Here is a 25,122-nt window from a genome sequence, read left to right on the forward strand (position 1 = left end):
GATGTCTATTACAACATTACTCACCCTCTTGGTCTCTTCTATGCTGATTTACTCAGCACCACTTATTTTTACGAGTATCGGAGGCGTTTTCTCTGAACGTGGTGGTGTCGTTAACGTCGGTCTTGAAGGAATTATGGTTATGGGAGCCTTTTCTGGGGTTGTCTTTAACCTTGAGTTTGCAGAACAATTTGGAGCAGCGACTCCTTGGATTTCCTTGTTAGTTGCTGGTGTCGTGGGAGCTATTTTCTCCCTCATCCATGCAGTCGCAACGGTTCATTTCCGTGCGGACCATGTTGTCAGTGGTACAGTATTGAACTTGATGGCTCCTGCCCTAGCAGTTTTCTTGGTTAAAGTTCTTTATAACAAAGGGCAAACGGATAACTTAAGCCAGACTTTTGGACGTTTTGATTTCCCAGTTTTAGCAAATATCCCAGTGATTGGTGATATCTTCTTCAAATCAACCAGTTTGCTAGGTTATATCGCGATTGCCTTCTCATTCTTTGCATGGTTTATTCTCTTTAAGACACGCTTTGGTCTTCGCCTTCGCTCTGTCGGTGAACACCCTCAAGCAGCGGATACCTTGGGAATCAATGTCTACAAGATGCGATATCTTGGGGTTATTATTTCAGGTTTCCTTGGGGGAATTGGGGGAGCGATTTATGCTCAATCCATTTCTGTCAACTTCTCAGTGACAACTATTGTCGGTCCCGGATTTATCGCTCTTGCTGCAATGATCTTTGGTAAATGGAACCCAATCGGTGCTATGCTTTCTAGTCTCTTCTTTGGACTTTCACAAAGTTTGGCAGTTATCGGTTCTCAATTGCCTTTCCTACAAGGAGTGCCAGCGGTTTACCTTCAAATCGCACCTTATGTCTTGACCATCCTTGTCTTAGCAGCCTTCTTTGGAAAAGCAGTTGCACCTAAGGCAGACGGTATCAACTACATCAAGTCAAAATAAGCATACAAAAAAACGTCAGTTTCAAACTGGCGTTTTATTTTTTTGGATTTTGATGGGTTAGGTTCAATCCCCAAGGGACAAGATTTTCAGTTTTATTTTTGATGCGTGTGATATTATCCTTGTGACGAATGATAATCAAGCTAGCAAGTGCTAGGATAATCAAAATGAAGAGAGGGTCATAGCTGTTTAGGATAAAACCAAATAGTGGAAATAGGAGAACTCCGATAACGGCCGCGATAGAAGCAGTAACGCTAGACAGTGAAATCATACTGCCTAGATAGAGGGTTCCAAAAAATACAATCGCTAGATAGAGACAGAAGACAGGCGCAAATCCGAAAACAACCCCAGCACTGGTTGCGACAGCCTTGCCCCCTTTAAATCCTGCAAAGATAGGAAAGGTATGTCCAATTACGGCTAAAAGTCCAAAGACAAGAGGTGATACACCTTGTTGGTGGAAAAGAATAGGAAGTAGAGTGGCCAAAGTCCCTTTAAAGAAGTCAATCACAAAGGTTGCCATACCCGCTTTCTTACCTAAAATTCGGAAAGTATTGGTTGTTCCGGTGTTTCCAGAACCGTGTTCACGCAGATTTGTTTGAAAAAAGATTTGTCCAATCCAAAGACCAGACGGAATCGAACCTAGCAGATAAGCTAAAATTAATAATACAAATGTCATCATAGAACTATTATACCATGAAATGGTATAGAAAGTCAGAGAATATCCTGTGAAATTGTGACAGCTGAATGGGAAAAACTTTGCAAAATCCCTAGAAAACCTGTAAAATAGTAAAGATGAACAAATAGGAGGTTCCTTGTGTCAAAAAAGGAAATCAATATTAATAACTACAATGATGACGCCATTCAGGTGCTAGAAGGGTTGGATGCAGTCCGTAAACGTCCGGGGATGTATATCGGATCAACTGACGGTGCCGGTCTCCATCACCTAGTCTGGGAAATTGTGGACAATGCAGTCGATGAGGCCTTGTCTGGATTTGGTGACCGTATTGATGTGACCATTAATAAAGACGGCAGTTTAACGGTTCAAGACCATGGTCGTGGGATGCCGACTGGGATGCACGCCATGGGAATTCCAACCGTTGAGGTTATCTTTACCATTCTCCACGCTGGAGGAAAATTCGGTCAAGGTGGCTATAAGACATCTGGAGGTCTCCACGGGGTGGGTTCTTCCGTTGTTAATGCCCTTTCTAGTTGGCTAGAAGTTGAAATTACTCGTGACGGTACAGTCTACAAGCAACGTTTTGAAAATGGCGGAAAACCTGTCACGACCTTGAAGAAAATTGGTACAGCACCCAAGTCTAAGACAGGTACCAAAGTCACTTTCATGCCTGACGCAACTATCTTTTCTACGACAGACTTCAAGTACAATACCATTTCAGAACGCCTCAATGAGTCAGCCTTTCTCTTAAAAAATGTGACCTTGTCTTTGACAGATAAGCGAACAAATGAAGCAATCGAGTTCCATTATGAGAACGGGGTACAAGACTTTGTTTCTTACCTCAATGAAGACAAGGAAACCTTGACGCCAGTCCTATACTTTGAAGGAGAAGACAATGGCTTCCAAGTGGAAGTTGCCCTCCAGTACAACGATGGATTCTCAGATAACATCTTGTCATTTGTTAATAACGTTCGCACCAAGGATGGTGGAACGCACGAGACAGGACTTAAGTCTGCCATTACTAAGGTCATGAATGACTACGCTCGTAAGACAGGTCTTCTCAAGGAAAAAGATAAAAACCTAGAAGGTTCAGATTATCGTGAGGGACTAGCTGCCGTTCTTTCTGTCTTGGTTCCGGAAGAACACCTTCAGTTTGAAGGCCAGACCAAGGACAAACTTGGAAGTCCACTAGCTCGTCCGGTTGTGGATGGAATTGTGGCTGATAAGTTGACCTTCTTCCTTATGGAAAATGGTGAACTGGCTTCTAACCTCATCCGCAAGGCTATCAAGGCGCGTGATGCTCGTGAAGCAGCACGTAAGGCGCGTGATGAGAGTCGAAATGGTAAGAAAAATAAAAAAGATAAGGGCTTATTGTCTGGTAAATTAACACCAGCTCAGTCTAAAAACCCTGCTAAGAATGAACTCTACCTGGTCGAGGGAGACTCTGCCGGTGGATCTGCCAAACAAGGTCGTGACCGTAAATTCCAAGCTATCCTACCTCTTCGTGGTAAGGTGATTAATACAGCCAAGGCCAAGATGGCAGATATCCTCAAAAATGAAGAAATCAATACCATGATTTATACCATCGGAGCGGGTGTCGGAGCAGACTTCTCTATTGAAGATGCCAACTATGACAAGATTATTATCATGACCGATGCGGATACAGATGGTGCCCATATTCAGACCTTGCTCTTAACCTTTTTCTACCGTTACATGCGTCCCCTAGTTGAGGCAGGACATGTCTATATCGCCCTTCCGCCTCTTTACAAGATGTCCAAAGGCAAAGGCAAGAAAGAAGAAGTGGCCTACGCTTGGACGGACGGAGAGCTAGAAGAACTCCGCAAGCAGTTCGGCAAAGGCGCAACCCTCCAACGATATAAAGGTCTTGGTGAGATGAACGCGGACCAACTCTGGGAAACAACCATGAATCCAGAAACCCGCACCCTCATCCGTGTTACGATCGAAGACCTAGCACGCGCAGAACGTCGCGTCAATGTCCTCATGGGAGACAAGGTCGAACCACGCCGTAAGTGGATTGAAGATAATGTCAAGTTTACGCTGGAAGAAGCGACGGTGTTTTAAGGAGCATGAATAATGGTTGATTCAGGACATTCGATTTTTGGTAGTTACTTGGGTTTGATTTTCTTAGTTTCTTTACCCTCGGCTATTCTTGCATTCTACATTAACAGTCGAAAAAAAAGTTTCCAAGGATTATATGCACCGATTGTATTTACTTTATTTATGATCTTGATGCTTTTATTCAATATGGATTCGTCAGAATCCGGTTCTTTAGTGGCATCCTTTGTCATGATTTTATTTGGTTTTCCTTTGATAGCAGGAGCTTTAGTCTACACACTTATTCGATTGTGTTATGTCTATCCGGAGAAACGGTGGAAGGCTTTTTTGATTTTCCTATCCTATATTTTAGGTCCCCTATCTGTGGGTATTCTGGGATGGTATGTGGTAAATTTAGTTCAGATTCATCTGTTGACATTCTTGGTAATGATTTTGATGATTCTTGTTTCCTATCTTCCTCCTCTCTATCTCCATTACACCAAACGAAATCAGTAAGACACAGAATACTTTTTGGTTGGGTATAGTGATTAATTGCTTAGATTATGTCAGAGATGGCCAATGGTTTACGATTTATAATGAAAAGCAATTTCAAACAGCTCTAAGTGATGAAGGAGTGAAATATGAGAACTGATCAGGAAATGCTTGGACTGATTTTAAAAATAGCTAAAACTTTAAAAGTTGATGCTGGCAAGAACTCAAGTATCTCCTCCTCAATAATCTGACGGATGACCTCACTCAGGCCCGTTTCTTTAAGGGGGTGGATGCTTCATATTATTACGAAGGGTATAACCTTCACCAGACAGAGGAGTTGTAAAGTTCAAGTAAAGGTGACGATCATCTTTTGTATGTAAACAATCGCTAAAACTATTGGAGGTGCGGTATTGATTACGTTATTAATGATGCCTTTTTTCCTTGTTCTCTTGGCCATTTTTGGAATTATATATGATTTAATGACCAATAAAGGTAGAAAAGAGTGTGCTCGCACAGTATCCTTGTTTATATTGAACATCCTCACTATTGGTATCTGTCTATTAGATTTACCAATGAAAAGTAAACCATACTCAGGAATAGGGTTTATCTTATTTTATGCACTTGCTTTCACCCCTTTGATGATTGTTTTCTCATTATATACTCTCTATAGGATTGGAAAACATTATAGGTATTTTAAGAGTAAGTTTGCTATAATACTCCTATTCAATGCTATTTTACTTTTCCTTCTTTCATTAGTAAATACTTTTGTATTATGGAGAAGCTTTAAAATATATCATAGAAACGATATGAATTTGTTTTATTTTGTTTTAATTGTTTTAGGGATTTGTTCAACTATCCAATTCATTGTAGGGGAGCTTGAGAAGAAAAGAATACGAAGCATCCAAAAACAAGAGGAGCAAGACGGCAATGAAAAATAATTCTATAAAAGATATGTGCAGACAACATAGAAGTCAAGCGCAAATGCTGAGATTAATTTTACAAACCGCAAAAAGTCTAAAAGTCCAGGCTGTCGCTATGTCCGGTTCACGAACTGATACAAAAGCACCAAAAGACGAGTTTCAAGACTATGATGTTGTTTATGTCGTGGACGACTTAGATAATTTGACGAGTGACCTTGCTTGGTTGGACCAGTTTGGCACACGTATCATTGAGCAACATAATATCCTAGGCAACCGTCGTCTCTATCTTATGCTCTTTGAAGATGGCAATCGGATTGATTTGACGCTCTGCCCCAAAGACCACATCCAAGAGTGGGTGGATAGTGAAGCTGATTACACAGTATTGAAAGATGAGAAAGGCTTGTTTGAGTCCTATACTACAAGTCCTCAACGTTACTGGACGAATCCAGCTAGCCCGATTGATTTTGAAAAAGCCTGCAATGAATTTTGGTGGGTTTTCGCCTATGTGGTCAAGGGAATCTGTCGCAAGCAAGTCATTTATGCAATGGACCATCTCTACGGTATTTGCCAGCAAGAACTCTTGAAAATCTTAGCTTGGCAGGTCGCAAGAGATAGAGGTGCTGTCGACATTGGTAAAAATTACAAGTATCTCTTCAACTACTTGCCAATTGAGAAGGAGAAGGAATTCTCAAATCTGCTTGATTTTTCAAGTGTAGAGAAAATCACTCAATCCCTATTCTCCACAATGAATCTCTTCCACAGAGAAGCTCAAATTCTTGCTCAAAAGATGGGATTTGACTATGATATGGAAGTAGCTGAGAAGATGATTGATTATGCTGAAAAGAGACTTCTTAATCTCTGAATAATTTAAAAGATTAACCTACAGAAAGGATAGTTTGGTTATTTATCGTAACTGAACACGGTACTAATTTCCGTAAAATATCCTTTATTCTACAAAACCTACTCTATATTCTTTGAAAGGAGTTGAACACGCCCTAAATGCTGTGTGAAAAAGATAAATTCTCTTGCGAGCATCGCTCGCTGCGAGAATTTCCTATTTTCACTTTGCATTTTACGGGCTTTGTATCTTATATGAGTAACATTCAAAACATGTCCCTTGAGGACATCATGGGAGAGCGCTTTGGTCGCTACTCCAAGTATATTATTCAAGACCGGGCTTTGCCAGACATTCGGGATGGTTTGAAGCCAGTTCAGCGTCGCATTCTTTATTCGATGAATAAGGATGGCAATACTTTTGACAAGAGCTACCGTAAGTCTGCCAAGTCTGTCGGGAATATCATGGGGAATTTCCACCCACACGGTGACAGTTCCATCTATGATGCCATGGTCCGTATGTCTCAGGACTGGAAAAATCGTGAGATTCTAGTTGAAATGCACGGTAACAACGGTTCTATGGACGGAGATCCGCCGGCGGCTATGCGTTATACAGAGGCACGTTTGTCTGAGATTGCAGGCTATCTTCTTCAGGATATCGAGAAAAAGACAGTTCCCTTTGCTTGGAACTTTGACGATACCGAGAAAGAACCGACGGTATTGCCAGCAGCCTTTCCAAATCTCTTGGTCAATGGTTCGACTGGTATTTCGGCTGGTTATGCCACAGATATTCCTCCGCATAATTTGGCTGAAGTCATTGATGCGACTGTTTACATGATTGATCACCCAACAGCCAAGGTGGACAAGCTCATGGAATTCTTGCCTGGCCCAGACTTCCCGACTGGAGGGATTATTCAGGGGCGTGATGAAATCAAGAAAGCCTATGAAACTGGGAAAGGACGTGTGGTTGTTCGTTCCAAGACCGACATCGAAAAGCTAAAAGGTGGTAAGGAACAAATCGTTATTACTGAGATTCCTTATGAAATCAATAAGGCCAATCTGGTCAAGAAAATCGATGATGTTCGTGTCAATAACAAGGTGGCAGGGATCGCTGAAGTTCGTGATGAGTCTGACCGTGACGGTCTTCGTATTGCTATTGAACTAAAGAAAGACGCGAATACCGAGCTGGTTCTTAACTATCTCTTCAAATACACTGACCTGCAAATCAACTACAACTTTAACATGGTGGCGATTGACAATTTCACACCTCGTCAGGTCGGGATTGTTCCAATCCTGTCTAGCTATATCGCCCACCGTCGTGAAGTGATTTTGGCTCGTTCACGCTTTGACAAGGAAAAGGCTGAAAAACGTCTCCATATCGTTGAAGGTTTGATTCGCGTGATTTCGATTTTGGACGAAGTCATTGCCCTTATCCGTGCTTCTGAGAACAAGGCTGACGCTAAGGAAAACCTCAAGGTCAGCTATGAGTTTACTGAAGAGCAGGCTGAAGCTATCGTGACCTTACAACTTTACCGTTTGACCAATACAGACGTGGTTGTCTTGCAGGAAGAAGAGGCAGAATTGCGTGAAAAGATTGCCATGCTTGCTGCTATCATCGGTGATGAACGGACTATGTACAATCTCATGAAGAAAGAACTCCGTGAGGTTAAGAAGAAATTTGCGACACCACGTTTGAGTGCTTTGGAAGACACTGCGAAAGCAATCGAGATTGACACAGCTAGTTTGATTGCCGAGGAAGATACCTATGTCAGCGTAACCAAGGCAGGTTATATCAAGCGTACTAGCCCACGCTCCTTTGCGGCATCCACTCTGGAAGAAATTGGCAAACGTGATGACGATCGTTTAATCTTTGTTCAATCTGCCAAGACAACGCAGCACCTCTTGATGTTCACGACTCTTGGGAATGTCATCTATCGACCAATTCATGAATTGGCAGATATTCGTTGGAAGGATATCGGGGAGCATCTGAGCCAGACCATTACAAACTTTGAAACTAACGAAGAAATCCTCTATGTAGAAGTTGTTGATCAGTTTGATGATGCGACTACCTACTTTGCAGCAACTCGCCTTGGTCAAATCAAGCGTGTAGAACGCAAAGAATTCTCTCCATGGCGGACCTACAAGTCTAAGTCTGTCAAGTATGCTAAGCTCAAAGACGAGACAGATCAGATTGTAGCAGTGGCTCCGATTAAACTGGATGATGTACTCTTGATTAGCCAAAACGGTTACGCCCTTCGTTTCAATATCGAAGAGGTACCGGTTGTTGGTGCCAAGGCTGCGGGTGTCAAGGCTATGAACTTGAAAGCAGATGATGCGCTTCAAGTTGCCTTTATCTGTAACAGCTTATCCTTCTACCTCTTGACCCAACGCGGTAGTTTAAAACGTGTTTCTATCGACGAAATTCCAGCGACTAGCCGTGCTAAACGAGGCCTACAAGTCTTGCGTGAGTTGAAAAACAAACCGCACCGTGTCTTCTTGGCTGGAGCAGTTGCAGAGCAAGGCTTCGTTGGTGACCTCTTTAGTACAGAAGTAGAAGAAAACGACCAAACATTACTTGTCCAATCTAACAAGGGAACAATCTATGAGAGTCGATTGCAAGACCTCAACTTGTCAGAACGTACTAGCAATGGAAGCTTTATTTCAGACACCATTTCAGATGAAGAAGTTTTCGATGCTTACCTCAAAGAGATCTTTAAAGAGGATAAAGCAAATCCTTAAAAAGAATCAGTCCAGAGGGCTGATTTCTTTATGTTGAAAAAATTTTCAGAAAATTACAAATAATACTTGAAATTTTACTAGAAAAGTGTAGAATAGAACACATAGTTTGAATAGTATAAAGGAGAAACACATGACAGTTGCAATTGATTGGGAAAATCTTGGCTTTGCTTATATGAAATTACCTTACCGTTATATCGCTCACTACAAAAATGGTCAATGGGATCAAGGAGAATTGACAGAGGATGCAACCTTGCATATTTCAGAGTCTTCTCCAAGTCTCCACTATGGACAGCAGGCATTTGAAGGTTTGAAAGCCTATCGTACCAAGGATGGCAGTATTCAACTGTTCCGTCCTGACGAAAATGCCAAGCGTCTGCAACGTACTTGTGACCGTCTCTTGATGCCACAAGTTCCGACAGAAATGTTTGTAGAAGCTTGTAAAGCAGTTGTGCGTGCAAATGAAGAATACGTCCCACCATATGGAACAGGTGGAACCCTTTATCTTCGTCCACTTTTGATTGGTGTTGGGGATATTATCGGGGTTAAACCAGCAGAAGAGTATATTTTCACTATCTTTGCTATGCCAGTTGGGAATTACTTTAAAGGTGGTTTAGTCCCAACAAACTTCTTGATTCAGGATGAATACGACCGTGCAGCTCCGAATGGTACAGGTGCGGCCAAGGTAGGTGGAAACTATGCTGCTAGTCTTCTACCAGGTAAAATGGCAAAATCACGTAATTTTTCAGATGTTATCTACCTAGATCCAGCTACCCACACCAAGATTGAGGAAGTCGGATCAGCCAACTTCTTTGGAATCACAGCGAACAACGAATTTGTTACGCCATTGAGTCCATCCATCTTGCCATCTATTACCAAGTATTCTTTGCTTTACTTGGCAGAACACCGCTTGGGCTTGACACCGATCGAAGGTGATGTTCCGATTGACAATTTGGATCGTTTTGTAGAGGCAGGTGCTTGTGGAACAGCAGCAGTTATCTCTCCAATTGGGGGCATCCAACATGATGATGAATTCCATGTTTTCTATAGTGAAACGGAAGTAGGTCCTGTTACACGTAAACTCTATGATGAATTGACAGGTATCCAATTTGGTGATGTAGAAGCACCTGAAGGATGGATTGTCAAAGTGGACTAAAAGATATGAAATAAAGAAGAACTCCATAGCAGTTGTAAGGACTGAAATGGAGTTTTTTCTTGCTAGTTTGAGCATTTTCTTGTACAATAGAAAAAGTGAAAAGAGGTAAAGTATGAGTAAAAAAGATAAGAAAATTGAAATCCAATTAACCGATGCAAAAGTGACTGTTGGGAAAGACAGCTATGAAGGATACATTTTGACGATCGGGAAAAAGGTCATTGGGGAAATTGCCGAATTAGATAGCCAATTTGCCATCATAAAGAATGGAAATGTCGATAGTTTTTATAAAAAACTTGAAAAAGCTGTGGAAATTTTGATTGAAAACTATAATTTGACAAAATAATACTTGTTTTATTGAAAATTTCATGATATAATAGTTCTCGTTAAACATTGGAGAGATAGCGAAGAGGCTAAACGCGGCGGACTGTAAATCCGCTCCTTCGGGTTCGGGGGTTCGAATCCCTCTCTCTCCATTCATCAATGGGGTATAGCCAAGCGGTAAGGCAAGGGACTTTGACTCCCTCATGCGTTGGTTCGAATCCAGCTACCCCAGTTCTTAGGTAATAAATTCAAGATAAAAAGAAAAATATCTTAGGGTATTTTATTTTTATAATTGAAAGACGTGAACGATATGAACATGTCTTTGCGGGTGCTTAGGAAAAAAATTATAAGTATGTCAAGTTTTTGAAAAAACTTGATTGTTGGAGGATTTTTTAGATGAACGAATTTGAAGATTTGCTAAATAGCGTTAGCCAAGTTGAGCCTGGTGATGTTGTTAGTGCTGAAGTATTGACAGTTGATGCGACTCAAGCTAATGTTGCAATCTCTGGGACTGGTGTTGAAGGTGTCTTGACTCTTCGCGAATTGACAAACGATCGCGATGCAGATATCAATGATTTTGTGAAAGTAGGAGAAGTATTGGATGTTCTTGTACTTCGTCAAGTAGTTGGTAAAGATACTGATACAGTTACATACCTTGTATCTAAAAAACGCCTTGAAGCTCGCAAAGCATGGGACAAACTTGTAGGACGCGAAGAAGAAGTTGTTACTGTTAAAGGAACTCGTGCTGTTAAAGGTGGACTTTCAGTAGAATTTGAAGGTGTTCGTGGATTCATCCCAGCTTCAATGTTGGATACTCGTTTCGTACGTAACACTGAGCGTTTCGTAGGTCAAGAATTTGATGCTAAAATCAAGGAAGTTGATCCTAAAGAAAACCGCTTCATCCTTTCACGTCGTGAAGTTGTTGAAGCAGCTACTGCAGCAGCTCGTGCTGAAGTATTTGGTAAATTGGCTGTTGGTGATGTCGTAACTGGTAAAGTTGCTCGTATCACTAGCTTTGGTGCTTTCATCGACCTTGGTGGTGTTGATGGATTGGTTCACTTGACTGAATTGTCACACGAACGTAACGTATCACCTAAATCAGTTGTAACTGTTGGTGAAGAAATCGAAGTGAAGATCCTTGATCTTAACGAAGAAGAAGGACGCGTATCACTTTCACTTAAAGCAACAACACCTGGACCATGGGATGGCGTTGAACAAAAATTGGCTAAAGGTGATGTAGTAGAAGGAACAGTTAAACGTTTGACTGACTTTGGTGCATTTGTTGAAGTATTGCCAGGTATCGATGGACTTGTTCACGTATCACAAATTTCACACAAACGTATCGAAAATCCAAAAGAAGCTCTTACTGTTGGTCAAGAAGTTACTGTTAAAGTACTTGATGTTAACGCTGACGCAGAACGTGTATCACTTTCTATCAAAGCTCTTGAAGAGCGTCCAGCTCAAGAAGAAGGACAAAAAGAAGAAAAACGTGCTGCTCGTCCACGTCGTCCAAAACGTCAAGAAAAACGTGATTTCGAACTTCCAGAAACACAAACAGGATTCTCAATGGCTGACTTGTTCGGTGATATTGAACTTTAATCAAATTGATAATCGCAAAATCCTTTGTTTAAAACAAGGGATTTTTCTTTTGTCTCTTTCCCATTTTTGATATAATAGTTCTATGTTAGATTCAGAAAAACAATCACAATATCAATTGTTAAATGAGGAACTCTCTTATTTACTTGAAGGTGAGAGCAATGTTCTTGCCAATCTTTCGAATGCTAGTGCCCTCCTAAAATCTCGCTTTCCCAATACTGTATTTGCAGGGTTTTATCTGTTTGATGGTAGCGAGTTGGTTTTAGGGCCTTTTCAGGGTGGTGTTTCTTGTATTCGCATTCCGCTTGGAAAAGGCGTGTGTGGAGAAGCTGCTGAGTTTCAAGAGACTGTTTTAGTTGGCGATGTGAGCACCTATCCAAACTACATTTCTTGTGATAGTATGGCCAAGAGTGAAATCGTGGTTCCCATGCTCAAGAATGGAAGATTAGTCGGAGTCTTAGACTTGGATTCTTCACTTATTGATGAATATAATGCAATTGACCGCGATTACTTGGAACAATTTGTCGCTATTTTGCTTGAGAAGACAGAATGGGACTTTACAATGTTTGAGGAGAAAGCCTAATGTATCAAGCACTTTATCGAAAATATAGAAGCCAAACTTTTTCACAATTGGTCGGACAAGAGGTTGTGGCTAAAACCCTAAAACAAGCGGTTGAGCAGGAAAAGATTAGTCATGCCTATCTTTTTTCGGGCCCTCGTGGAACAGGGAAGACCAGTGTAGCCAAGATTTTTGCCAAGGCTATGAACTGTCCGAACCAAGTGAACGGAGAACCGTGTAATAACTGCTATATCTGTCAGGCTGTGACAGAAGGTAACTTAGAAGATGTTATCGAAATGGATGCAGCTTCGAATAACGGAGTTGATGAAATCCGAGAAATTCGTGATAAATCTACCTATGCACCTAGTTTGGCACGTTATAAGGTATATATCATAGACGAGGTTCATATGCTATCTACAGGAGCTTTTAATGCGCTTTTGAAGACGCTAGAAGAACCAACTCAAAATGTTGTCTTTATCTTGGCGACCACCGAATTGCACAAGATTCCAGCAACTATTTTATCGCGTGTCCAACGTTTTGAGTTTAAGTCGATTAGAACGCAAGATATCACAGCACATATTCATCATATTTTAGAAAAAGAAAATATCAGTTCTGAACCAGATGCTGTAGAAATCATTGCCAGACGAGCTGAAGGTGGAATGCGGGATGCCTTATCTATTCTGGACCAAGCCTTGAGTTTGACACAGGGAAATGAGCTCACGACTGCTATCTCTGAGGAGATTACAGGCACTATTAGTCTATCAGCACTAGATGACTATGTAGCCGCCTTGTCTCAGCAGGATGTTTCAAAAGCACTTGATTCTTTGAACCTTTTGTTTGAAAATGGCAAGAGCATGACGCGTTTTGTGACGGATCTCTTGCAGTATTTGCGTGATCTACTAGTTGTTCAGACAGGTGGCGAAAATACTCATCATAGTCCAATTTTTATGGACAATCTAGCTTTGTCTCAGGAAAATCTCTTTGAAATGATTCGAATAGCGACTGTGAGCTTGGCGGATATGAAAGCTAGCCTGCAACCTAAGATTTATGCTGAGATGATGACCATTCGTTTAGCTGAGATTAAGCCTGAACCAGTGCTTTCAGAAGCTGTCGAGAGTGAAATTTCTACACTAAGACAGGAAGTCGCTCGTCTCAAACAAGAACTTGCCAATGTTGGAACAGCTCCTAAACAAGTGGCGCCAGTCCCTAGTCGTCCAGCCACTTCTAAGACTGTCTATCGAGTAGACCGTAATAAAGTTCAGGCTATCCTACAAGAAGCTGTTGAAAATCCTGAATTGGCACGGCAAAACTTGATTCGCCTTCAGAATGCATGGGGAGAAGTGATCGAAAGCTTAGCTGGTCCTGATAAGGCTCTGCTTGTTGGTTCTCAACCGGTCGCAGCCAATGAACACCATGCTATTTTAGCTTTTGAATCTAATTTCAATGCAGGCCAAACCATGAAACGGGACAACCTCAATACCATGTTTGGCAATATCCTCAGTCAGGCGGCTGGATTTTCACCTGAAATCCTGGCAATTTCCCTAGAGGAATGGAAAGAGGTTCGTGCAGCATTTTCATCTAGAAACAAGTCTTTTCAAGCAGATCAAGAGGTAGAAGAAGAAAGTCTAATTCCAGAGGGATTTGAATTTCTGGCTGATAAAGTCATGGTTGAAGAAGACTAAAAGTGGATTTCGTGGTACAATAATTCTATGACTAGACAACAATTTATCGTGATAGCACTATTTACTGCTGCTGAGACTTATTTTTTCAATGAAGCTTGGATGACGGGTCGCTATTTCATGACAGCCTTTTGGGCCATTCTACTTTTTCGAAATTTTAGGTTAAGTTATGTAATGGGGAAAATAGTAGATGCCATTGATCAGCACCTAAACCGCAAGGATTAGTCACTAGCTTCTAAACAAAATCAAAGCCTTTTAGGCTTTTTTTTGTTATACTAGTAGAGTATATTTATGGACCTTTTCTTGTATTTTTAGAGAAATGTAAGTGATTTCTTTAAGGATAAAGGAAGTAGGCCAGAAAAAGAAAGGAACTATCATGTCAGTATTAGAGATCAAAGATCTTCACGTTGAGATTGAAGGAAAAGAAATTTTGAAAGGGGTCAATCTGACTCTGAAAACAGGAGAAATCGCCGCTATCATGGGACCAAATGGTACTGGTAAATCGACTCTTTCTGCAGCTATTATGGGGAACCCTAACTATGAGGTTACCAAAGGTGAGGTCTTGTTTGATGGCGTAAACATCCTTGAGTTGGAAGTAGACGAGCGAGCGCGTATGGGACTTTTCCTTGCTATGCAATACCCATCTGAAATCCCTGGAATTACCAACGCTGAATTTCTTCGTGCAGCTATGAATGCTGGTAAAGAAGATGATGAAAAGATTTCAGTTCGTGAGTTCATCACTAAACTAGACGAGAAAATGGAATTGCTCAACATGAAAGAAGAAATGGCTGAGCGTTACCTCAACGAAGGTTTCTCTGGTGGTGAGAAAAAACGTAATGAAATTCTTCAACTCTTGATGTTGGAACCAACTTTTGCCCTTTTGGATGAGATTGACTCAGGTCTTGATATTGATGCCCTTAAAGTTGTTTCTAAAGGTGTTAATGCCATGCGTGGTGAAGGCTTTGGTGCCATGATTATCACTCACTACCAACGTCTCTTGAACTACATCACACCAGACGTGGTACACGTGATGATGGAAGGTCGTGTGGTTCTTTCTGGTGGTCCAGAATTGGCTGCCCGTTTGGAACGTGAAGGATACGCAAAACTAGCTGAAGAACTTGGCTATGACTACAAGGAAGAATTGTAATTCCCTCGTATCTTTTAGGAGAAGTAAATGACTAAAGAGAATATTAAACTTTTTTCAGAAATGCACGCTGAACCAAGCTGGTTGGCTGACCTCCGTCAAAAAGCTTTTGATAAGATTGAGAGTTTGGAATTACCAGTTATTGAGCGTGTCAAATTTCACCGTTGGAATCTGGGAGATGGAACCATCACAGAAAGTGAACCTTCAGCAAATGTTCCTGACTTCACGGCTCTAGATAATCACTTGAAGTTGGTGCAAGTAGGAACGCAGACTGTTTTTGAACAAACTCCAGTTGAATTGGCTGAACAAGGAGTAGTCTTTACAGACTTTCACTCAGCTTTAGAAGAAATTCCAGAACTTATCGAGGAATTCTTCATGTCATCTGTTAAGTATGACGATGACAAGTTGGCAGCTTACCATACAGCTTACTTTAACAGTGGTGCTGTTCTCTACATTCCTGATAACGTTGAGATTACAGAGCCAATTGAAGGAATTTTCTACCAAGACAGTGATAGCGATGTGCCATTTAACAAGCATATTATGATTATCGCTGGTAAAAATTCTAAGATTAGTTATCTTGAACGTCTTGAGTCTCGTGGCCAAGGTAGTGCCAAGGCAACTGCTAATATCACGGTTGAAGTGATTGCTCGTTCAGGTGCGCAAGTGAAATTTGCAGCGATTGACCGTTTAGGTGAAAATGTCACTGCCTATATTAGCCGTCGTGGTAAACTAGGCAACGATGCAAGCATTGACTGGGCAATCGGTGTCATGAACGAAGGAAATGTTGTTGCTGATTTTGATAGCGATTTGATTGGAAATGGTAGCCATGCTGACCTTAAAGTCGTAGCTCTTTCAAGTGGCCGTCAGGTTCAAGGGATTGATACTCGAGTGACTAACTATGGTTGCAACTCTATCGGAAATATCCTCCAACATGGGGTTATCCTTGAAAAAGCAACTTTGACCTTCAATGGTATTGGACACATTATCAAGGGTGCTAAGGGAGCTGATGCCCAGCAAGAAAGTCGTGTTCTCATGCTTTCAGATCAGGCGCGTTCAGATGCCAACCCCATTCTTTTGATTGATGAAAATGACGTAACTGCAGGTCACGCGGCTTCTATCGGTCAGGTGGATCCAGAAGATATGTACTACCTCATGAGCCGTGGCTTGGATAAGGCGACTGCTGAGCGTTTGGTTGTTCGTGGTTTCCTTGGCTCCGTAATTGTTGAGATTCCAGTCAAAGAAGTTCGTGACGAAATGATTGCAACTATCGAAGAAAAATTGTCAAAACGCTAAGGGGAAGCCTATGTTAGATGTAGAAGCGATTCGCAAGGATTTTCCAATTTTGGACCAGATTGTCAACGATGAACCTCTGGTCTATCTGGACAATGCTGCGACGACACAAAAACCACTAGCAGTTCTTGAAACGATTAACCGCTACTATGAGCAGGACAATGCCAATGTTCACCGTGGTGTTCATACCTTGGCGGAGCGAGCAACAGCTTCTTATGAAGCTGCTCGTGAAACCATTCGTAAGTTTATCAATGCAGGCTCTACAAAGGAAGTTCTCTTTACCAGAGGAACGACAACCAGTCTTAACTGGGTGGCACGCTTTGCTGAGGAGATTTTGACTGAGGGAGACCAGGTCTTGATTTCTGTCATGGAACACCATTCCAATATCATTCCTTGGCAGGAAGCTTGTCGCAAGACTGGGGCAGAGCTTGTCTATGTTTATCTCAAGGACGGAGCTCTGGATATGGATGACTTGCGCGCTAAATTGACGGACAAGGTCAAGTTTGTTTCGCTAGCTCATGCCTCTAATGTCCTTGGTGTGGTCAATCCGATCAAGGAAATCACGCAATTGGCCCACCAAGTTGGAGCTATCATGGTAGTGGATGGTGCTCAATCTACACCTCATATGAAGATTGATGTCCAGGACTTGGATGTGGACTTCTTTGCCTTTTCGGGTCACAAGATGGCTGGTCCGACTGGTATTGGTGTTCTTTACGGTAAAGAAAAGTATCTGGAACAAATGTCTCCAGTTGAATTTGGTGGTGAGATGATTGATTTCGTCTATGAGCAATCTGCTAGTTGGAAGGAATTGCCTTGGAAATTTGAGGCTGGAACGCCAAATATGGCAGGAGCTATTGGACTTGCGACTGCAGTGGATTATCTGGAAAAGATTGGTATGGATGCCATTGAATCTCATGAACAGGAATTGATTGCATACGTCTATCCAAAATTGCAGGCCATTGAAGGTTTGACCATTTATGGTTCGCAGGACTTGGCTCAACGGTCAGGTGTCATTGCCTTTAACTTAGGGGATCTTCATCCCCATGACCTAGCTACAGCACTTGATTATGAAGGAGTGGCTGTTCGCGCTGGTCATCATTGCGCCCAACCTTTGCTCCAATATTTGGAAGTCCCAGCAACAGCTCGTGCAAGTTTTTATATCTACAATACCAAGGCAGATTGTGACAAGCTAGTCGATGCTCTACAAAAGACAAAGGAGTTTTTCAATGGCACTTTCTAAACTAGATAGCCTTTATATGGCAGTGGTGGCAGACCATTCGAAAAATCCACATCACCAAGGGAAGCTGGAAGATGTTGAACAAATCAGCCTCAATAATCCAACCTGTGGGGATGTTATCTACCTCTCTGTCAAGTTTGACGCAGAGGACCGTTTGGAAGATATTGCTTTTCTAAATTCAGGATGCACGATTTCAACTGCTTCTGCTAGTATGATGACAGATGCAGTTTTAGGCAAGACCAAACAAGAAATTCTAGAACTTGCGACCATTTTTTCTGAAATGGTTCAAGGTCAAAAGGATGACCGCCAAGACCAACTTGGCGATGCAGCTTTCTTATCAGGTGTTGCCAAATTCCCACAACGGATTAAGTGTGCAACTCTAGCTTGGAATGCACTTAAGAAAACAATTGAAGATCAAGAAAAACAGTAAGACAAGTTTCTTTTGTCTTATGAATCAGTAGAAATGAAGAATGAAAGAAAGGATATTATGGCTGAAGAAAGAGTAGAACCAAAACCAATTGACCTTGGTGAATATAAATTTGGTTTCCATGACGATGTAGAGCCTGTCCTATCGACAGGAAAAGGATTGAACGAAGAAGTCATTCGCGAATTATCAGCTGCTAAGGGAGAACCTGAGTGGATGTTAGAATTCCGTTTGAAGTCTTATGAAACCTTCAAAAAAATGCCTATGCAAACCTGGGGAGCAGACTTGTCAGAGATTGACTTTGATGACTTGATCTATTACCAAAAACCTTCTGACAAACCAGCCCGTTCTTGGGACGATGTACCTGAAAAAATCAAAGAAACCTTTGAACGTATCGGGATTCCAGAAGCTGAGCGTGCTTATCTAGCAGGGGCCTCTGCTCAGTACGAGTCAGAAGTTGTTTACCACAATATGAAGGAAGAGTTCCAGAAATTGGGGATTATCTTTACAGATACGGATTCTGCCCTCAAGGAATACCCAGACTTGTTTAAACAATACTTTGCGAAGTTGGTACCACCGACTGATAACAAGTTGGCTGCCCTCAACTCAGCAGTATGGTCGGGTGGAACCTTTATCTACGTACCAAAAGGTGTCAAGGTAGATATTCCACTTCAAACTTACTTCCGTATCAACAACGAAAATACAGGTCAGTTCGAACGTACCTTGATTATCGTTGATGAGGGAGCAAGTGTCCACTACGTAGAAGGATGTACAGCACCAACTTATTCTAGCAACAGCTTGCACGCTGCCATTGTAGAAATCTTTGCTTTGGATGGAGCTTACATGCGCTATACAACCATCCAAAACTGGTCTGATAATGTCTATAACTTGGTTACAAAACGTGCTAAAGCTCAAAAAGATGCTACTGTTGAGTGGATTGATGGGAACTTGGGTGCCAAAACAACTATGAAATATCCATCTGTTTATCTAGATGGAGAAGGAGCGCGTGGTACCATGCTTTCGATCGCCTTTGCTAATGCTGGTCAACACCAAGATACGGGTGCCAAGATGATCCACAACGCTCCACACACAAGCTCATCAATCGTGTCTAAATCCATCGCTAAAGGCGGAGGAAAGGTGGACTATCGTGGACAAGTAACTTTTAACAAAAACTCTAAGAAATCTGTTTCTCACATCGAGTGTGATACCATTATCATGGATGACTTATCAGCGTCAGATACCATTCCATTCAATGAAATTCACAACTCGCAAGTTGCTTTGGAGCACGAAGCCAAAGTATCTAAGATTTCAGAGGAACAACTCTATTACCTCATGAGTCGTGGATTGTCAGAATCTGAGGCAACAGAGATGATCGTTATGGGGTTTGTCGAACCCTTCACAAAAGAACTTCCAATGGAATACGCAGTTGAGCTGAACCGCTTGATTAGCTATGAAATGGAAGGATCGGTAGGATAAGGCCAAAAAGGAGAAGCAAATGGGATTTTTAAAAAAATTATTCGGTAATGTCGAAAAAGCGAATAAAGGCGAAATTCCTGTCGAGGAAATTGTCCCACCTTTTACAAATGATTTAGCAGAAGAAGCAGATGATTATTGGCGACAAATGGAACAAAACCTCTTGATAAACGCTGTAAAAGCTGCTGGTGGTCCTGAGGCAGTAGAACGTGCTTTTGTTCTTACTAATTTCAAAGAAAATCAAGAAACCTTTGAGCTCTTTTATCAGGTAAATGGTCAACTTCTTTCATGGAGAGAGATGGATGCGACTGTTGTTGATAAAATCAGCAATCAACTCCTTCCGCAAGCGGCAGAAGTAGCGCGTGCAGTAAATGAAAATTATGAAGAGGCAAATGTACCAGTAATCCAGTACGCTATGCTTCAGTTTGAAACTGCAACCATGGCTTGGTTTGGTCGGAAGCTGACAACAGCTTCTCCAGAAGCTCAATTGACTTTTGAAGAATTGGTATCAGGTTGGCGCGCTATTTTGGAACAAGAAGTTCCAAATCGTCCTTTAGATAGTGACCGTCCCTTCCCTTATTTTGAAGTTTAAAAAATCCCAAATCCCCAAAAACTTTCAATGGAGTATACTGTTGAGCTTACTCGCTTGATAAGTAACAAATTGAAAGAATCAGTGGGTAAAAATGCAAATTCTGAACAGGAATCCCTTCTGTTCAGAATTTTTTTCAAAAAAGGACCTAATAAATATTCACAAAACTGCTTTTATATGGTAAAATAAAACAATTACATTTAGTGGAGATGAAGTATGAATATTTTTAGAACCAAGGATGTTAGTCTGAGACAGACAGAGATGCACTGCCATTTGAAGTTGTGGGATTTGATTCTTTTAGGAATAGGTGCCATGGTGGGGACGGGGATTTTCACCATTACAGGAACAGCAGCAGCCACCCTAGCTGGTCCATCACTAGTGATTTCCATTGTGATTTCTGCCCTGTGTGTTTCTCTATCTGCCCTCTTTTTCGCAGAATTTGCCTCTCGTGTGCCTGCAACTGGTGGTGCTTATAGTTACCTCTATGCGATTCTAGGAGAATTGCCAGCCTGGATTGCCGGTTGGTTGACCATCATGGAATTCATGACGGCTATATCGGGTGTGGCGTCTGGCTGGGCAGCTTACTTTAAGGGCTTACTCAGTAATTATGGGATCTCCATGCCCCAAGCCTTAAATGGCACTTTTAACCCTGAACAAGGTACCTATATTGACCTTTTACCTATTTTGGTGCTTGCTTTGGTAACAGGAGTAGTCTTATTGAATTCAAAGGCAGCCTTGCGCTTTAATTCGCTTTTAGTAGTCTTGAAATTCTCTGCTCTCGCCCTGTTTATCCTAGTTGGTATTTGGTACATCAAACCTGAAAATTGGTCGAATTTTGCTCCTTTTGGCTTTGGCCAGATTTATGGAGGAAGCACTGGGATTATGGCAGGTGCATCTTTGATGTTCTTTGGATTTCTCGGATTTGAGTCTATTTCCATGGCAGTTGATGAAATCCAAAGCCCGCAAAAAAATATTCCTCGCGGAATTGTCCTTTCTCTGACAATCGTCACCATTCTCTATGCTTTGGTAACCTTAGTATTGACAGGGATTGTTCACTACAGTAAGCTCAATGTGGACGATGCAGTAGCATTTTCATTACGGAGTATTGGTATCGGCTGGGCGGCAAATTATGTTTCACTTGTAGCCATTCTAACCCTGATAACCGTATGTATCTCCATGACTTATGCTTTGTCTCGGATGATTTATAGCTTAGCACGTGATGGACTTTTACCTCAAAGTTTCAAACAATTAAGCAAGACTAGTCGCGTTCCTAAAAATGCGACCCTCTTAACAGGAGTTGCTTCAGCCATTGCTGCAGGAGTCTTTCCTCTAGCCAGTATTGCAGCCTTCTTAAATATTTGTACGCTAGCTTATCTCATTTTGCTAGCCTATGGAATAATAAAACTCAGAAAGGATAAGGGTATGCCAAAAGAGGGAGAGTTTAAAACACCCTTGGTGCCACTTTTGCCAATTCTTTCCATTCTTATCTGTGTTTCCTTTATGCTTCAATATAGTCTAGATACCTGGATCGCCTTTGGCATTGCTCTTCTAGTTGGTCTAGTCATTTACTTTACTTATGGGTTCCGCCATTCAACCCTCGCAGAAGAAGAATAAAAGCTGGGAATTCCCAGCTTTTTTAATCTTTCACATAAGTAAATCCTTCACCCAGAATTTCATGAGCCTCAGTGATGGTGATAAAGGCTTGAGGGTCGATTTTGTGAATCATATCTTTCATTTTAACGATTTCATTCCGACCGACGATACAGTAGATAATTTTTAAATCCTTTTTGCTGTAGTAGCCTTGACCAGATATAAAGGTAACGCCACGTCCGAGTTCATCGTTAATCTCTTTGGCCAATTGATCAGGATATTGGGTAATAATCATAAATCCTTTACCAGCATAACCTCCTTCGCCTATCAAGTCGATAACACGAGCGATAATAAAGTCAAACAAGAGGGTATAGGTAACGAGACGAAGATCCTGGAAGATAATCAAAATCAACATTAAGATAAAAAAGTCAATCCCAAAAAGCAATTTACCAATCGAAATATTAGTATATTTGTTGAGGATACGGGCAACGATATCAGAACCACCAGTGGTTCCACCAGCATTAAAGATAATTCCTAAACCAACCCCCAGTAAGACTCCTGAGACTAAAGCGACAATGATGAGATCCCCTTGCAAGTCGATGTGCAAAGGAATGCGCTCAAAGATTGCTAGCCAAACGGAGAGTGAAATAGATCCTAGAAGGCTGGAGTAGAGGGTCTTAGGTCCAAATATCTTCCAAGCCAGGATAAATAAAGGGATATTAATTAAGAGGTTCATCAATGAGACAGGAATCTTAAAGAGATAGTAAGTAATCAAGGTAATACCTGTCGCCCCTCCCTCAAATAAATGATAAGGAACAACAAAGTAGGTAAGACCGAAGGCATAGATAGCAGCTCCAAGAATAATGGTGATAATCGGTTGAAGTTTTCGAATCATAGTTGTTCCTCACTTTTCTATAGATAGATTATACCAAAAATTCAGTTCTTTTCATCGGATCACTTATGATTTTTTATCATTTTTTTGATATAATATAGGAGAAAATCCCAATCCTATCGAGAAGAATAGAAAGATTGAATTATGACACAAGTAAAAATTGTAACGGACTCTTCTGTTACTATCGAACCAGAAGTAGTTAAAGAATTAAATATCACTGTTGTCCCACTATCAGTTATGATTGATAGTGTGCTTTATTCGGATGCAGATTTAAAAGAGGGAGAATTCCTTCATCTTATGCAACAAAGTAAGAATCTGCCTAAAACAAGTCAGCCCCCTGTGGGAGTGTTTGCTGAGGTCTTTGAAGAGCTAGGTAAAGATGGCAGTCAAATTATCGCCATTCACATGTCCCATGCCTTGTCTGGAACTGTGGAAGCTGCTCGCCAAGGGGCAAGTCTCTCAACTGCTGATGTAACGGTTATTGATAGTTCCTTTACAGATCAAGCGATGAAGTTCCAAGTTGTTGAAGCCGCAAAACTTGCTAAAGAAGGTAAAGACTTAGAAACGATCTTAGCTCATGTAGAGGACGTCAAAAATCATACAGAACTCTATATCGGTGTTTCGACGCTAGAAAACTTAGTTAAGGGTGGTCGTATTGGACGTGTGACAGGATTACTAAGCTCACTCTTGAATATTCGTGTAGTAATGCAGATGAAAAACCACGAACTCCAACCAATCGCCAAAGGACGTGGAGCGAAAACTTTCAAAAAGTGGCTTGAGGAATTAACCAATACTCTTTCCCAAAAATCAGTTGCAGAAATTGGAATCTCCTATGCTGGAACGAACGAATGGGCAAATGAGATGAAGGCATTATTGCAACCTTATGTTGAGAAGCCAATCTCTGTATTGGAAACTGGCTCTATTATTCAAACTCATACTGGAGAGAATGCTTGGGCGATTCTAATTCGCTACAATTCCTAAAAAAATAGAGAAAAAATGTTCGAAATAGTGTTTTTGACTTGACCTATAGCCGATTTTAGGATATGATTATATTTGTTAATTAGAAATTATTTGGAGGATTTGTTAACATGGCAAACAAACAAGATTTGATCGCTAAAGTAGCAGAAGCTACAGAATTGACTAAGAAAGATTCAGCAGCAGCAGTTGACGCTGTATTTGCAGCAGTAACTGAATACCTTGCAGCTGGTGAAAAAGTTCAATTGATCGGTTTCGGTAACTTTGAAGTTCGTGAGCGTGCTGCACGTAAAGGTCGCAACCCACAAACTGGTAAAGAAATCAAAATCGCAGCTTCTAAAGTTCCAGCATTCAAAGCTGGTAAAGCTCTTAAAGACGCTGTTAAATAATGAATTTTCAAAAAGCCTATTGTATCAAGCTTCCTAGCTTGGTCAACAGGCTTTTTTTGTTTATTTGAAGAGTTGAGTTATGATTCTGTGCAAAAAGAAAAAGGTTCCCATGGATGAGAACCTTCTTTTCATTAGTTTTTAGAAGCTGCTTGGAATTCAGGGTTTTTCCATGCTTCATCAATGATAGCTTGCAATTCTTTAGCTGATGCTTGCATTTTTTGAGTTTCAGCATCGTTCAATGGGATATTAACTGGACGAACGATACCGTGTGCACCAACGATAGCAGGTTGACCGATAAAGACATTTTCAACACCGTATTGACCTTCTTGGAATACAGAAAGTGGTAGCACCGCATTTTCATCGTCAAGGATAGCACGAGTGATACGAGCAAGGGCAACGGCGATACCGTAATAAGTAGCACCTTTTTTGTTGATGATTGAGTAAGCTGCATCACGAACTGAGATGAAGAGTTCAACAAGGTCAGCTTCATTCAAGTCACGGTTAGCTTGCAACCATTGTTCCAATTTAACACCGGCAACGTTAGCGTGTGACCAAACAGCAAACTCAGAGTCACCGTGTTCACCCATGATGTAGGCGTGAACTGAACGTGCATCAACACCGATAGTTTCAGCAAGTGCTTGACGGAAACGAGCTGAGTCAAGTGAAGTACCTGAACCGATAACGCGTTCTTTAGGGAAACCTGAGAATTTCCATGTTGAGTATGTCAAGACGTCAACTGGGTTAGCAGCAACAAGGAAGATACCGTCAAATCCAGATGCAACAACTTGTTCAACAATTGATTTGTTGATTGCCAAGTTTTTACCTACAAGGTCAAGACGAGTTTCACCTGGTTTTTGTGGAGCACCAGCAGTGATAACTACAAGGTCTGCATCCGCACAGTCTTCGTACTTAGCTGCATAGATTTTTTTAGGTGAAGTAAAAGCTAGCGCGTGGCTAAGGTCTTCAGCATCACCAACTGCTTTTTCAAACAATTGAGGAATTTCAATGATACCAAGTTCTTGTGCAATTCCTTGTGTTACGAGGGCAAAAGCGTAAGATGAACCTACGGCACCGTCACCGACAAGGATCACTTTTTTGTGTTGTTTAGTTGCTGTCATTTGTCTAAACATCTCCTTTATT

24 protein-coding genes and 2 tRNA genes are annotated in these 25,122 nt (G+C 41.3%); 23 read left to right on the forward strand and 3 right to left on the reverse strand.

All coding sequences use genetic code 11. The annotated features are described in order from the left end of the window. The first annotated feature begins 1 nt into the window (after position 1). A complete protein-coding gene (locus tag ACT17O_RS04305; RefSeq protein ID WP_444817807.1) occupies positions 2 to 958 on the forward strand; it encodes an ABC transporter permease in 957 nt (318 codons plus the stop codon). A gap of 34 nt (positions 959 to 992) precedes the next feature. Here ACT17O_RS04305 and plsY read toward each other — a convergent pair whose 3' ends face one another. Further along, entirely contained in the window at positions 993 to 1,634 is a 642-nt protein-coding gene (gene plsY / locus ACT17O_RS04310) for a glycerol-3-phosphate 1-O-acyltransferase PlsY (RefSeq protein WP_013670200.1), read from the reverse strand. Positions 1,635 to 1,769: 135 nt separating this feature from the next. On the opposite strand from plsY, the gene parE reads away from it, so the two are divergent. The 20 genes from parE (at position 1,770) to ACT17O_RS04410 (ending at position 21,750) form a co-directional block, all read left to right on the forward strand. Further along, positions 1,770 to 3,713, forward strand: coding sequence for a DNA topoisomerase IV subunit B (parE, locus tag ACT17O_RS04315; protein WP_444817808.1), 1,944 nt, complete (start codon positions 1,770 to 1,772; stop codon positions 3,711 to 3,713). A gap of 12 nt (positions 3,714 to 3,725) precedes the next feature. Beyond that, positions 3,726 to 4,202 (forward strand): hypothetical protein, encoded by a 477-nt coding sequence (locus ACT17O_RS04320; RefSeq protein ID WP_444817809.1) that lies wholly within the window; start codon positions 3,726 to 3,728, stop codon positions 4,200 to 4,202. Between the two features lie 401 nt (positions 4,203 to 4,603). Then, complete coding sequence (locus ACT17O_RS04325; protein WP_084859810.1) at positions 4,604 to 5,116, forward strand: hypothetical protein; 513 nt, start codon at positions 4,604 to 4,606, stop codon at positions 5,114 to 5,116. After that, on the forward strand, positions 5,106 to 5,960 hold the full coding sequence (locus ACT17O_RS04330; protein ID WP_444817810.1) for an aminoglycoside 6-adenylyltransferase: 855 nt from the start codon (positions 5,106 to 5,108) through the stop codon (positions 5,958 to 5,960). Before ACT17O_RS04325 ends, ACT17O_RS04330 begins: the two co-directional genes overlap by 11 nt. Before the next feature lie 230 nt (positions 5,961 to 6,190). After that, positions 6,191 to 8,671, forward strand: coding sequence for a DNA topoisomerase IV subunit A (gene parC / locus ACT17O_RS04335; protein ID WP_444817811.1), 2,481 nt, complete (start codon positions 6,191 to 6,193; stop codon positions 8,669 to 8,671). A 115-nt stretch (positions 8,672 to 8,786) separates the two neighbouring features. Next, positions 8,787 to 9,824 (forward strand): branched-chain amino acid aminotransferase, encoded by a 1,038-nt coding sequence (locus tag ACT17O_RS04340; protein ID WP_444817857.1) that lies wholly within the window; start codon positions 8,787 to 8,789, stop codon positions 9,822 to 9,824. Between the two features lie 112 nt (positions 9,825 to 9,936). Next, positions 9,937 to 10,167 (forward strand): DUF2969 domain-containing protein, encoded by a 231-nt coding sequence (locus ACT17O_RS04345; RefSeq protein ID WP_215804741.1) that lies wholly within the window; start codon positions 9,937 to 9,939, stop codon positions 10,165 to 10,167. Positions 10,168 to 10,216: 49 nt separating this feature from the next. Next, a tRNA-Tyr gene (locus ACT17O_RS04350) sits at positions 10,217 to 10,297 on the forward strand. A gap of 8 nt (positions 10,298 to 10,305) precedes the next feature. Next, positions 10,306 to 10,377, forward strand: a tRNA-Gln gene (locus tag ACT17O_RS04355). Between the two features lie 164 nt (positions 10,378 to 10,541). Then, the gene (gene rpsA / locus ACT17O_RS04360; protein WP_001001617.1) at positions 10,542 to 11,744 is read left to right on the forward strand and encodes a 30S ribosomal protein S1; all 1,203 of its coding nucleotides are present in this window, start codon (positions 10,542 to 10,544) and stop codon (positions 11,742 to 11,744) included. A gap of 82 nt (positions 11,745 to 11,826) precedes the next feature. Further along, positions 11,827 to 12,324, forward strand: a complete 498-nt coding sequence (locus ACT17O_RS04365; RefSeq protein WP_444817812.1) for a GAF domain-containing protein — start codon at positions 11,827 to 11,829, stop codon at positions 12,322 to 12,324. Then, the gene (gene dnaX, locus ACT17O_RS04370) at positions 12,324 to 13,982 is read left to right on the forward strand and encodes a DNA polymerase III subunit gamma/tau (protein ID WP_444817813.1); all 1,659 of its coding nucleotides are present in this window, start codon (positions 12,324 to 12,326) and stop codon (positions 13,980 to 13,982) included. The genes ACT17O_RS04365 and dnaX overlap by 1 nt, the downstream gene beginning before the upstream one ends. Before the next feature lie 27 nt (positions 13,983 to 14,009). Next, complete coding sequence (locus ACT17O_RS04375; RefSeq protein WP_437195638.1) at positions 14,010 to 14,204, forward strand: DUF3272 family protein; 195 nt, start codon at positions 14,010 to 14,012, stop codon at positions 14,202 to 14,204. Positions 14,205 to 14,355: 151 nt separating this feature from the next. Beyond that, the gene (sufC, locus tag ACT17O_RS04380; RefSeq protein ID WP_000114489.1) at positions 14,356 to 15,126 is read left to right on the forward strand and encodes a Fe-S cluster assembly ATPase SufC; all 771 of its coding nucleotides are present in this window, start codon (positions 14,356 to 14,358) and stop codon (positions 15,124 to 15,126) included. Between the two features lie 27 nt (positions 15,127 to 15,153). Next, positions 15,154 to 16,416 (forward strand): Fe-S cluster assembly protein SufD, encoded by a 1,263-nt coding sequence (gene sufD / locus ACT17O_RS04385; RefSeq protein ID WP_444817814.1) that lies wholly within the window; start codon positions 15,154 to 15,156, stop codon positions 16,414 to 16,416. A 10-nt stretch (positions 16,417 to 16,426) separates the two neighbouring features. After that, positions 16,427 to 17,653 carry a cysteine desulfurase gene (locus ACT17O_RS04390; protein WP_247920893.1) on the forward strand — a complete coding sequence of 409 codons (1,227 nt, stop codon included), beginning with the start codon at positions 16,427 to 16,429 and terminating at the stop codon, positions 17,651 to 17,653. Beyond that, positions 17,640 to 18,080 carry a Fe-S cluster assembly sulfur transfer protein SufU gene (gene sufU, locus ACT17O_RS04395; RefSeq protein WP_444817815.1) on the forward strand — a complete coding sequence of 147 codons (441 nt, stop codon included), beginning with the start codon at positions 17,640 to 17,642 and terminating at the stop codon, positions 18,078 to 18,080. Before ACT17O_RS04390 ends, sufU begins: the two co-directional genes overlap by 14 nt. 57 nt (positions 18,081 to 18,137) lie before the next feature. Further along, positions 18,138 to 19,550 (forward strand): Fe-S cluster assembly protein SufB, encoded by a 1,413-nt coding sequence (sufB, locus tag ACT17O_RS04400; RefSeq protein ID WP_261014195.1) that lies wholly within the window; start codon positions 18,138 to 18,140, stop codon positions 19,548 to 19,550. A 19-nt stretch (positions 19,551 to 19,569) separates the two neighbouring features. After that, positions 19,570 to 20,139 (forward strand): hypothetical protein, encoded by a 570-nt coding sequence (locus ACT17O_RS04405; protein ID WP_000506264.1) that lies wholly within the window; start codon positions 19,570 to 19,572, stop codon positions 20,137 to 20,139. A gap of 213 nt (positions 20,140 to 20,352) precedes the next feature. Beyond that, positions 20,353 to 21,750, forward strand: a complete 1,398-nt coding sequence (locus ACT17O_RS04410; protein WP_444817816.1) for an APC family permease — start codon at positions 20,353 to 20,355, stop codon at positions 21,748 to 21,750. Between the two features lie 22 nt (positions 21,751 to 21,772). Here the strand turns inward: ACT17O_RS04410 and ACT17O_RS04415 are convergent, their stop codons facing one another. Further along, a complete protein-coding gene (locus tag ACT17O_RS04415) occupies positions 21,773 to 22,621 on the reverse strand; it encodes a YitT family protein (RefSeq protein WP_000619787.1) in 849 nt (282 codons plus the stop codon). A 141-nt stretch (positions 22,622 to 22,762) separates the two neighbouring features. Here ACT17O_RS04415 and ACT17O_RS04420 point away from each other — a divergent pair, with 141 nt between their 5' ends. Next, positions 22,763 to 23,599: a DegV family protein gene (locus ACT17O_RS04420; protein ID WP_000195456.1), complete on the forward strand. Its 837-nt coding sequence runs from the start codon at positions 22,763 to 22,765 to the stop codon at positions 23,597 to 23,599. A gap of 107 nt (positions 23,600 to 23,706) precedes the next feature. Next, positions 23,707 to 23,982, forward strand: coding sequence for an HU family DNA-binding protein (locus tag ACT17O_RS04425; RefSeq protein WP_001284636.1), 276 nt, complete (start codon positions 23,707 to 23,709; stop codon positions 23,980 to 23,982). A 131-nt stretch (positions 23,983 to 24,113) separates the two neighbouring features. Here the strand turns inward: ACT17O_RS04425 and ACT17O_RS04430 are convergent, their stop codons facing one another. Then, positions 24,114 to 25,100, reverse strand: coding sequence for an L-lactate dehydrogenase (locus tag ACT17O_RS04430; RefSeq protein WP_000127489.1), 987 nt, complete (start codon positions 25,098 to 25,100; stop codon positions 24,114 to 24,116). Positions 25,101 to 25,122 lie beyond the last annotated feature (22 nt).

The organism is Streptococcus sp. HJ1, assembly GCF_052399005.1.
Lineage (GTDB): Bacteria > Bacillota > Bacilli > Lactobacillales > Streptococcaceae > Streptococcus.

Coding starts and splice junctions, on each gene's coding strand:
- ACT17O_RS04305 (WP_444817807.1), top strand. CDS start 2: ATGTCTATTACAACATTACTCACCCTCTTGGTCTCTTCTATGCTGATT.
- plsY (WP_013670200.1), bottom strand. CDS start 1,634: ATGATGACATTTGTATTATTAATTTTAGCTTATCTGCTAGGTTCGATT.
- ACT17O_RS04320 (WP_444817809.1), top strand. CDS start 3,726: ATGGTTGATTCAGGACATTCGATTTTTGGTAGTTACTTGGGTTTGATT.
- ACT17O_RS04325 (WP_084859810.1), top strand. CDS start 4,604: ATGATGCCTTTTTTCCTTGTTCTCTTGGCCATTTTTGGAATTATATAT.
- ACT17O_RS04330 (WP_444817810.1), top strand. CDS start 5,106: ATGAAAAATAATTCTATAAAAGATATGTGCAGACAACATAGAAGTCAA.
- parC (WP_444817811.1), top strand. CDS start 6,191: ATGAGTAACATTCAAAACATGTCCCTTGAGGACATCATGGGAGAGCGC.
- ACT17O_RS04345 (WP_215804741.1), top strand. CDS start 9,937: ATGAGTAAAAAAGATAAGAAAATTGAAATCCAATTAACCGATGCAAAA.
- rpsA (WP_001001617.1), top strand. CDS start 10,542: ATGAACGAATTTGAAGATTTGCTAAATAGCGTTAGCCAAGTTGAGCCT.
- ACT17O_RS04365 (WP_444817812.1), top strand. CDS start 11,827: ATGTTAGATTCAGAAAAACAATCACAATATCAATTGTTAAATGAGGAA.
- dnaX (WP_444817813.1), top strand. CDS start 12,324: ATGTATCAAGCACTTTATCGAAAATATAGAAGCCAAACTTTTTCACAA.
- ACT17O_RS04375 (WP_437195638.1), top strand. CDS start 14,010: ATGACTAGACAACAATTTATCGTGATAGCACTATTTACTGCTGCTGAG.
- sufC (WP_000114489.1), top strand. CDS start 14,356: ATGTCAGTATTAGAGATCAAAGATCTTCACGTTGAGATTGAAGGAAAA.
- sufD (WP_444817814.1), top strand. CDS start 15,154: ATGACTAAAGAGAATATTAAACTTTTTTCAGAAATGCACGCTGAACCA.
- ACT17O_RS04390 (WP_247920893.1), top strand. CDS start 16,427: ATGTTAGATGTAGAAGCGATTCGCAAGGATTTTCCAATTTTGGACCAG.
- sufU (WP_444817815.1), top strand. CDS start 17,640: ATGGCACTTTCTAAACTAGATAGCCTTTATATGGCAGTGGTGGCAGAC.
- sufB (WP_261014195.1), top strand. CDS start 18,138: ATGGCTGAAGAAAGAGTAGAACCAAAACCAATTGACCTTGGTGAATAT.
- ACT17O_RS04405 (WP_000506264.1), top strand. CDS start 19,570: ATGGGATTTTTAAAAAAATTATTCGGTAATGTCGAAAAAGCGAATAAA.
- ACT17O_RS04410 (WP_444817816.1), top strand. CDS start 20,353: ATGAATATTTTTAGAACCAAGGATGTTAGTCTGAGACAGACAGAGATG.
- ACT17O_RS04415 (WP_000619787.1), bottom strand. CDS start 22,621: ATGATTCGAAAACTTCAACCGATTATCACCATTATTCTTGGAGCTGCT.
- ACT17O_RS04420 (WP_000195456.1), top strand. CDS start 22,763: ATGACACAAGTAAAAATTGTAACGGACTCTTCTGTTACTATCGAACCA.
- ACT17O_RS04425 (WP_001284636.1), top strand. CDS start 23,707: ATGGCAAACAAACAAGATTTGATCGCTAAAGTAGCAGAAGCTACAGAA.
- ACT17O_RS04430 (WP_000127489.1), bottom strand. CDS start 25,100: ATGACAGCAACTAAACAACACAAAAAAGTGATCCTTGTCGGTGACGGT.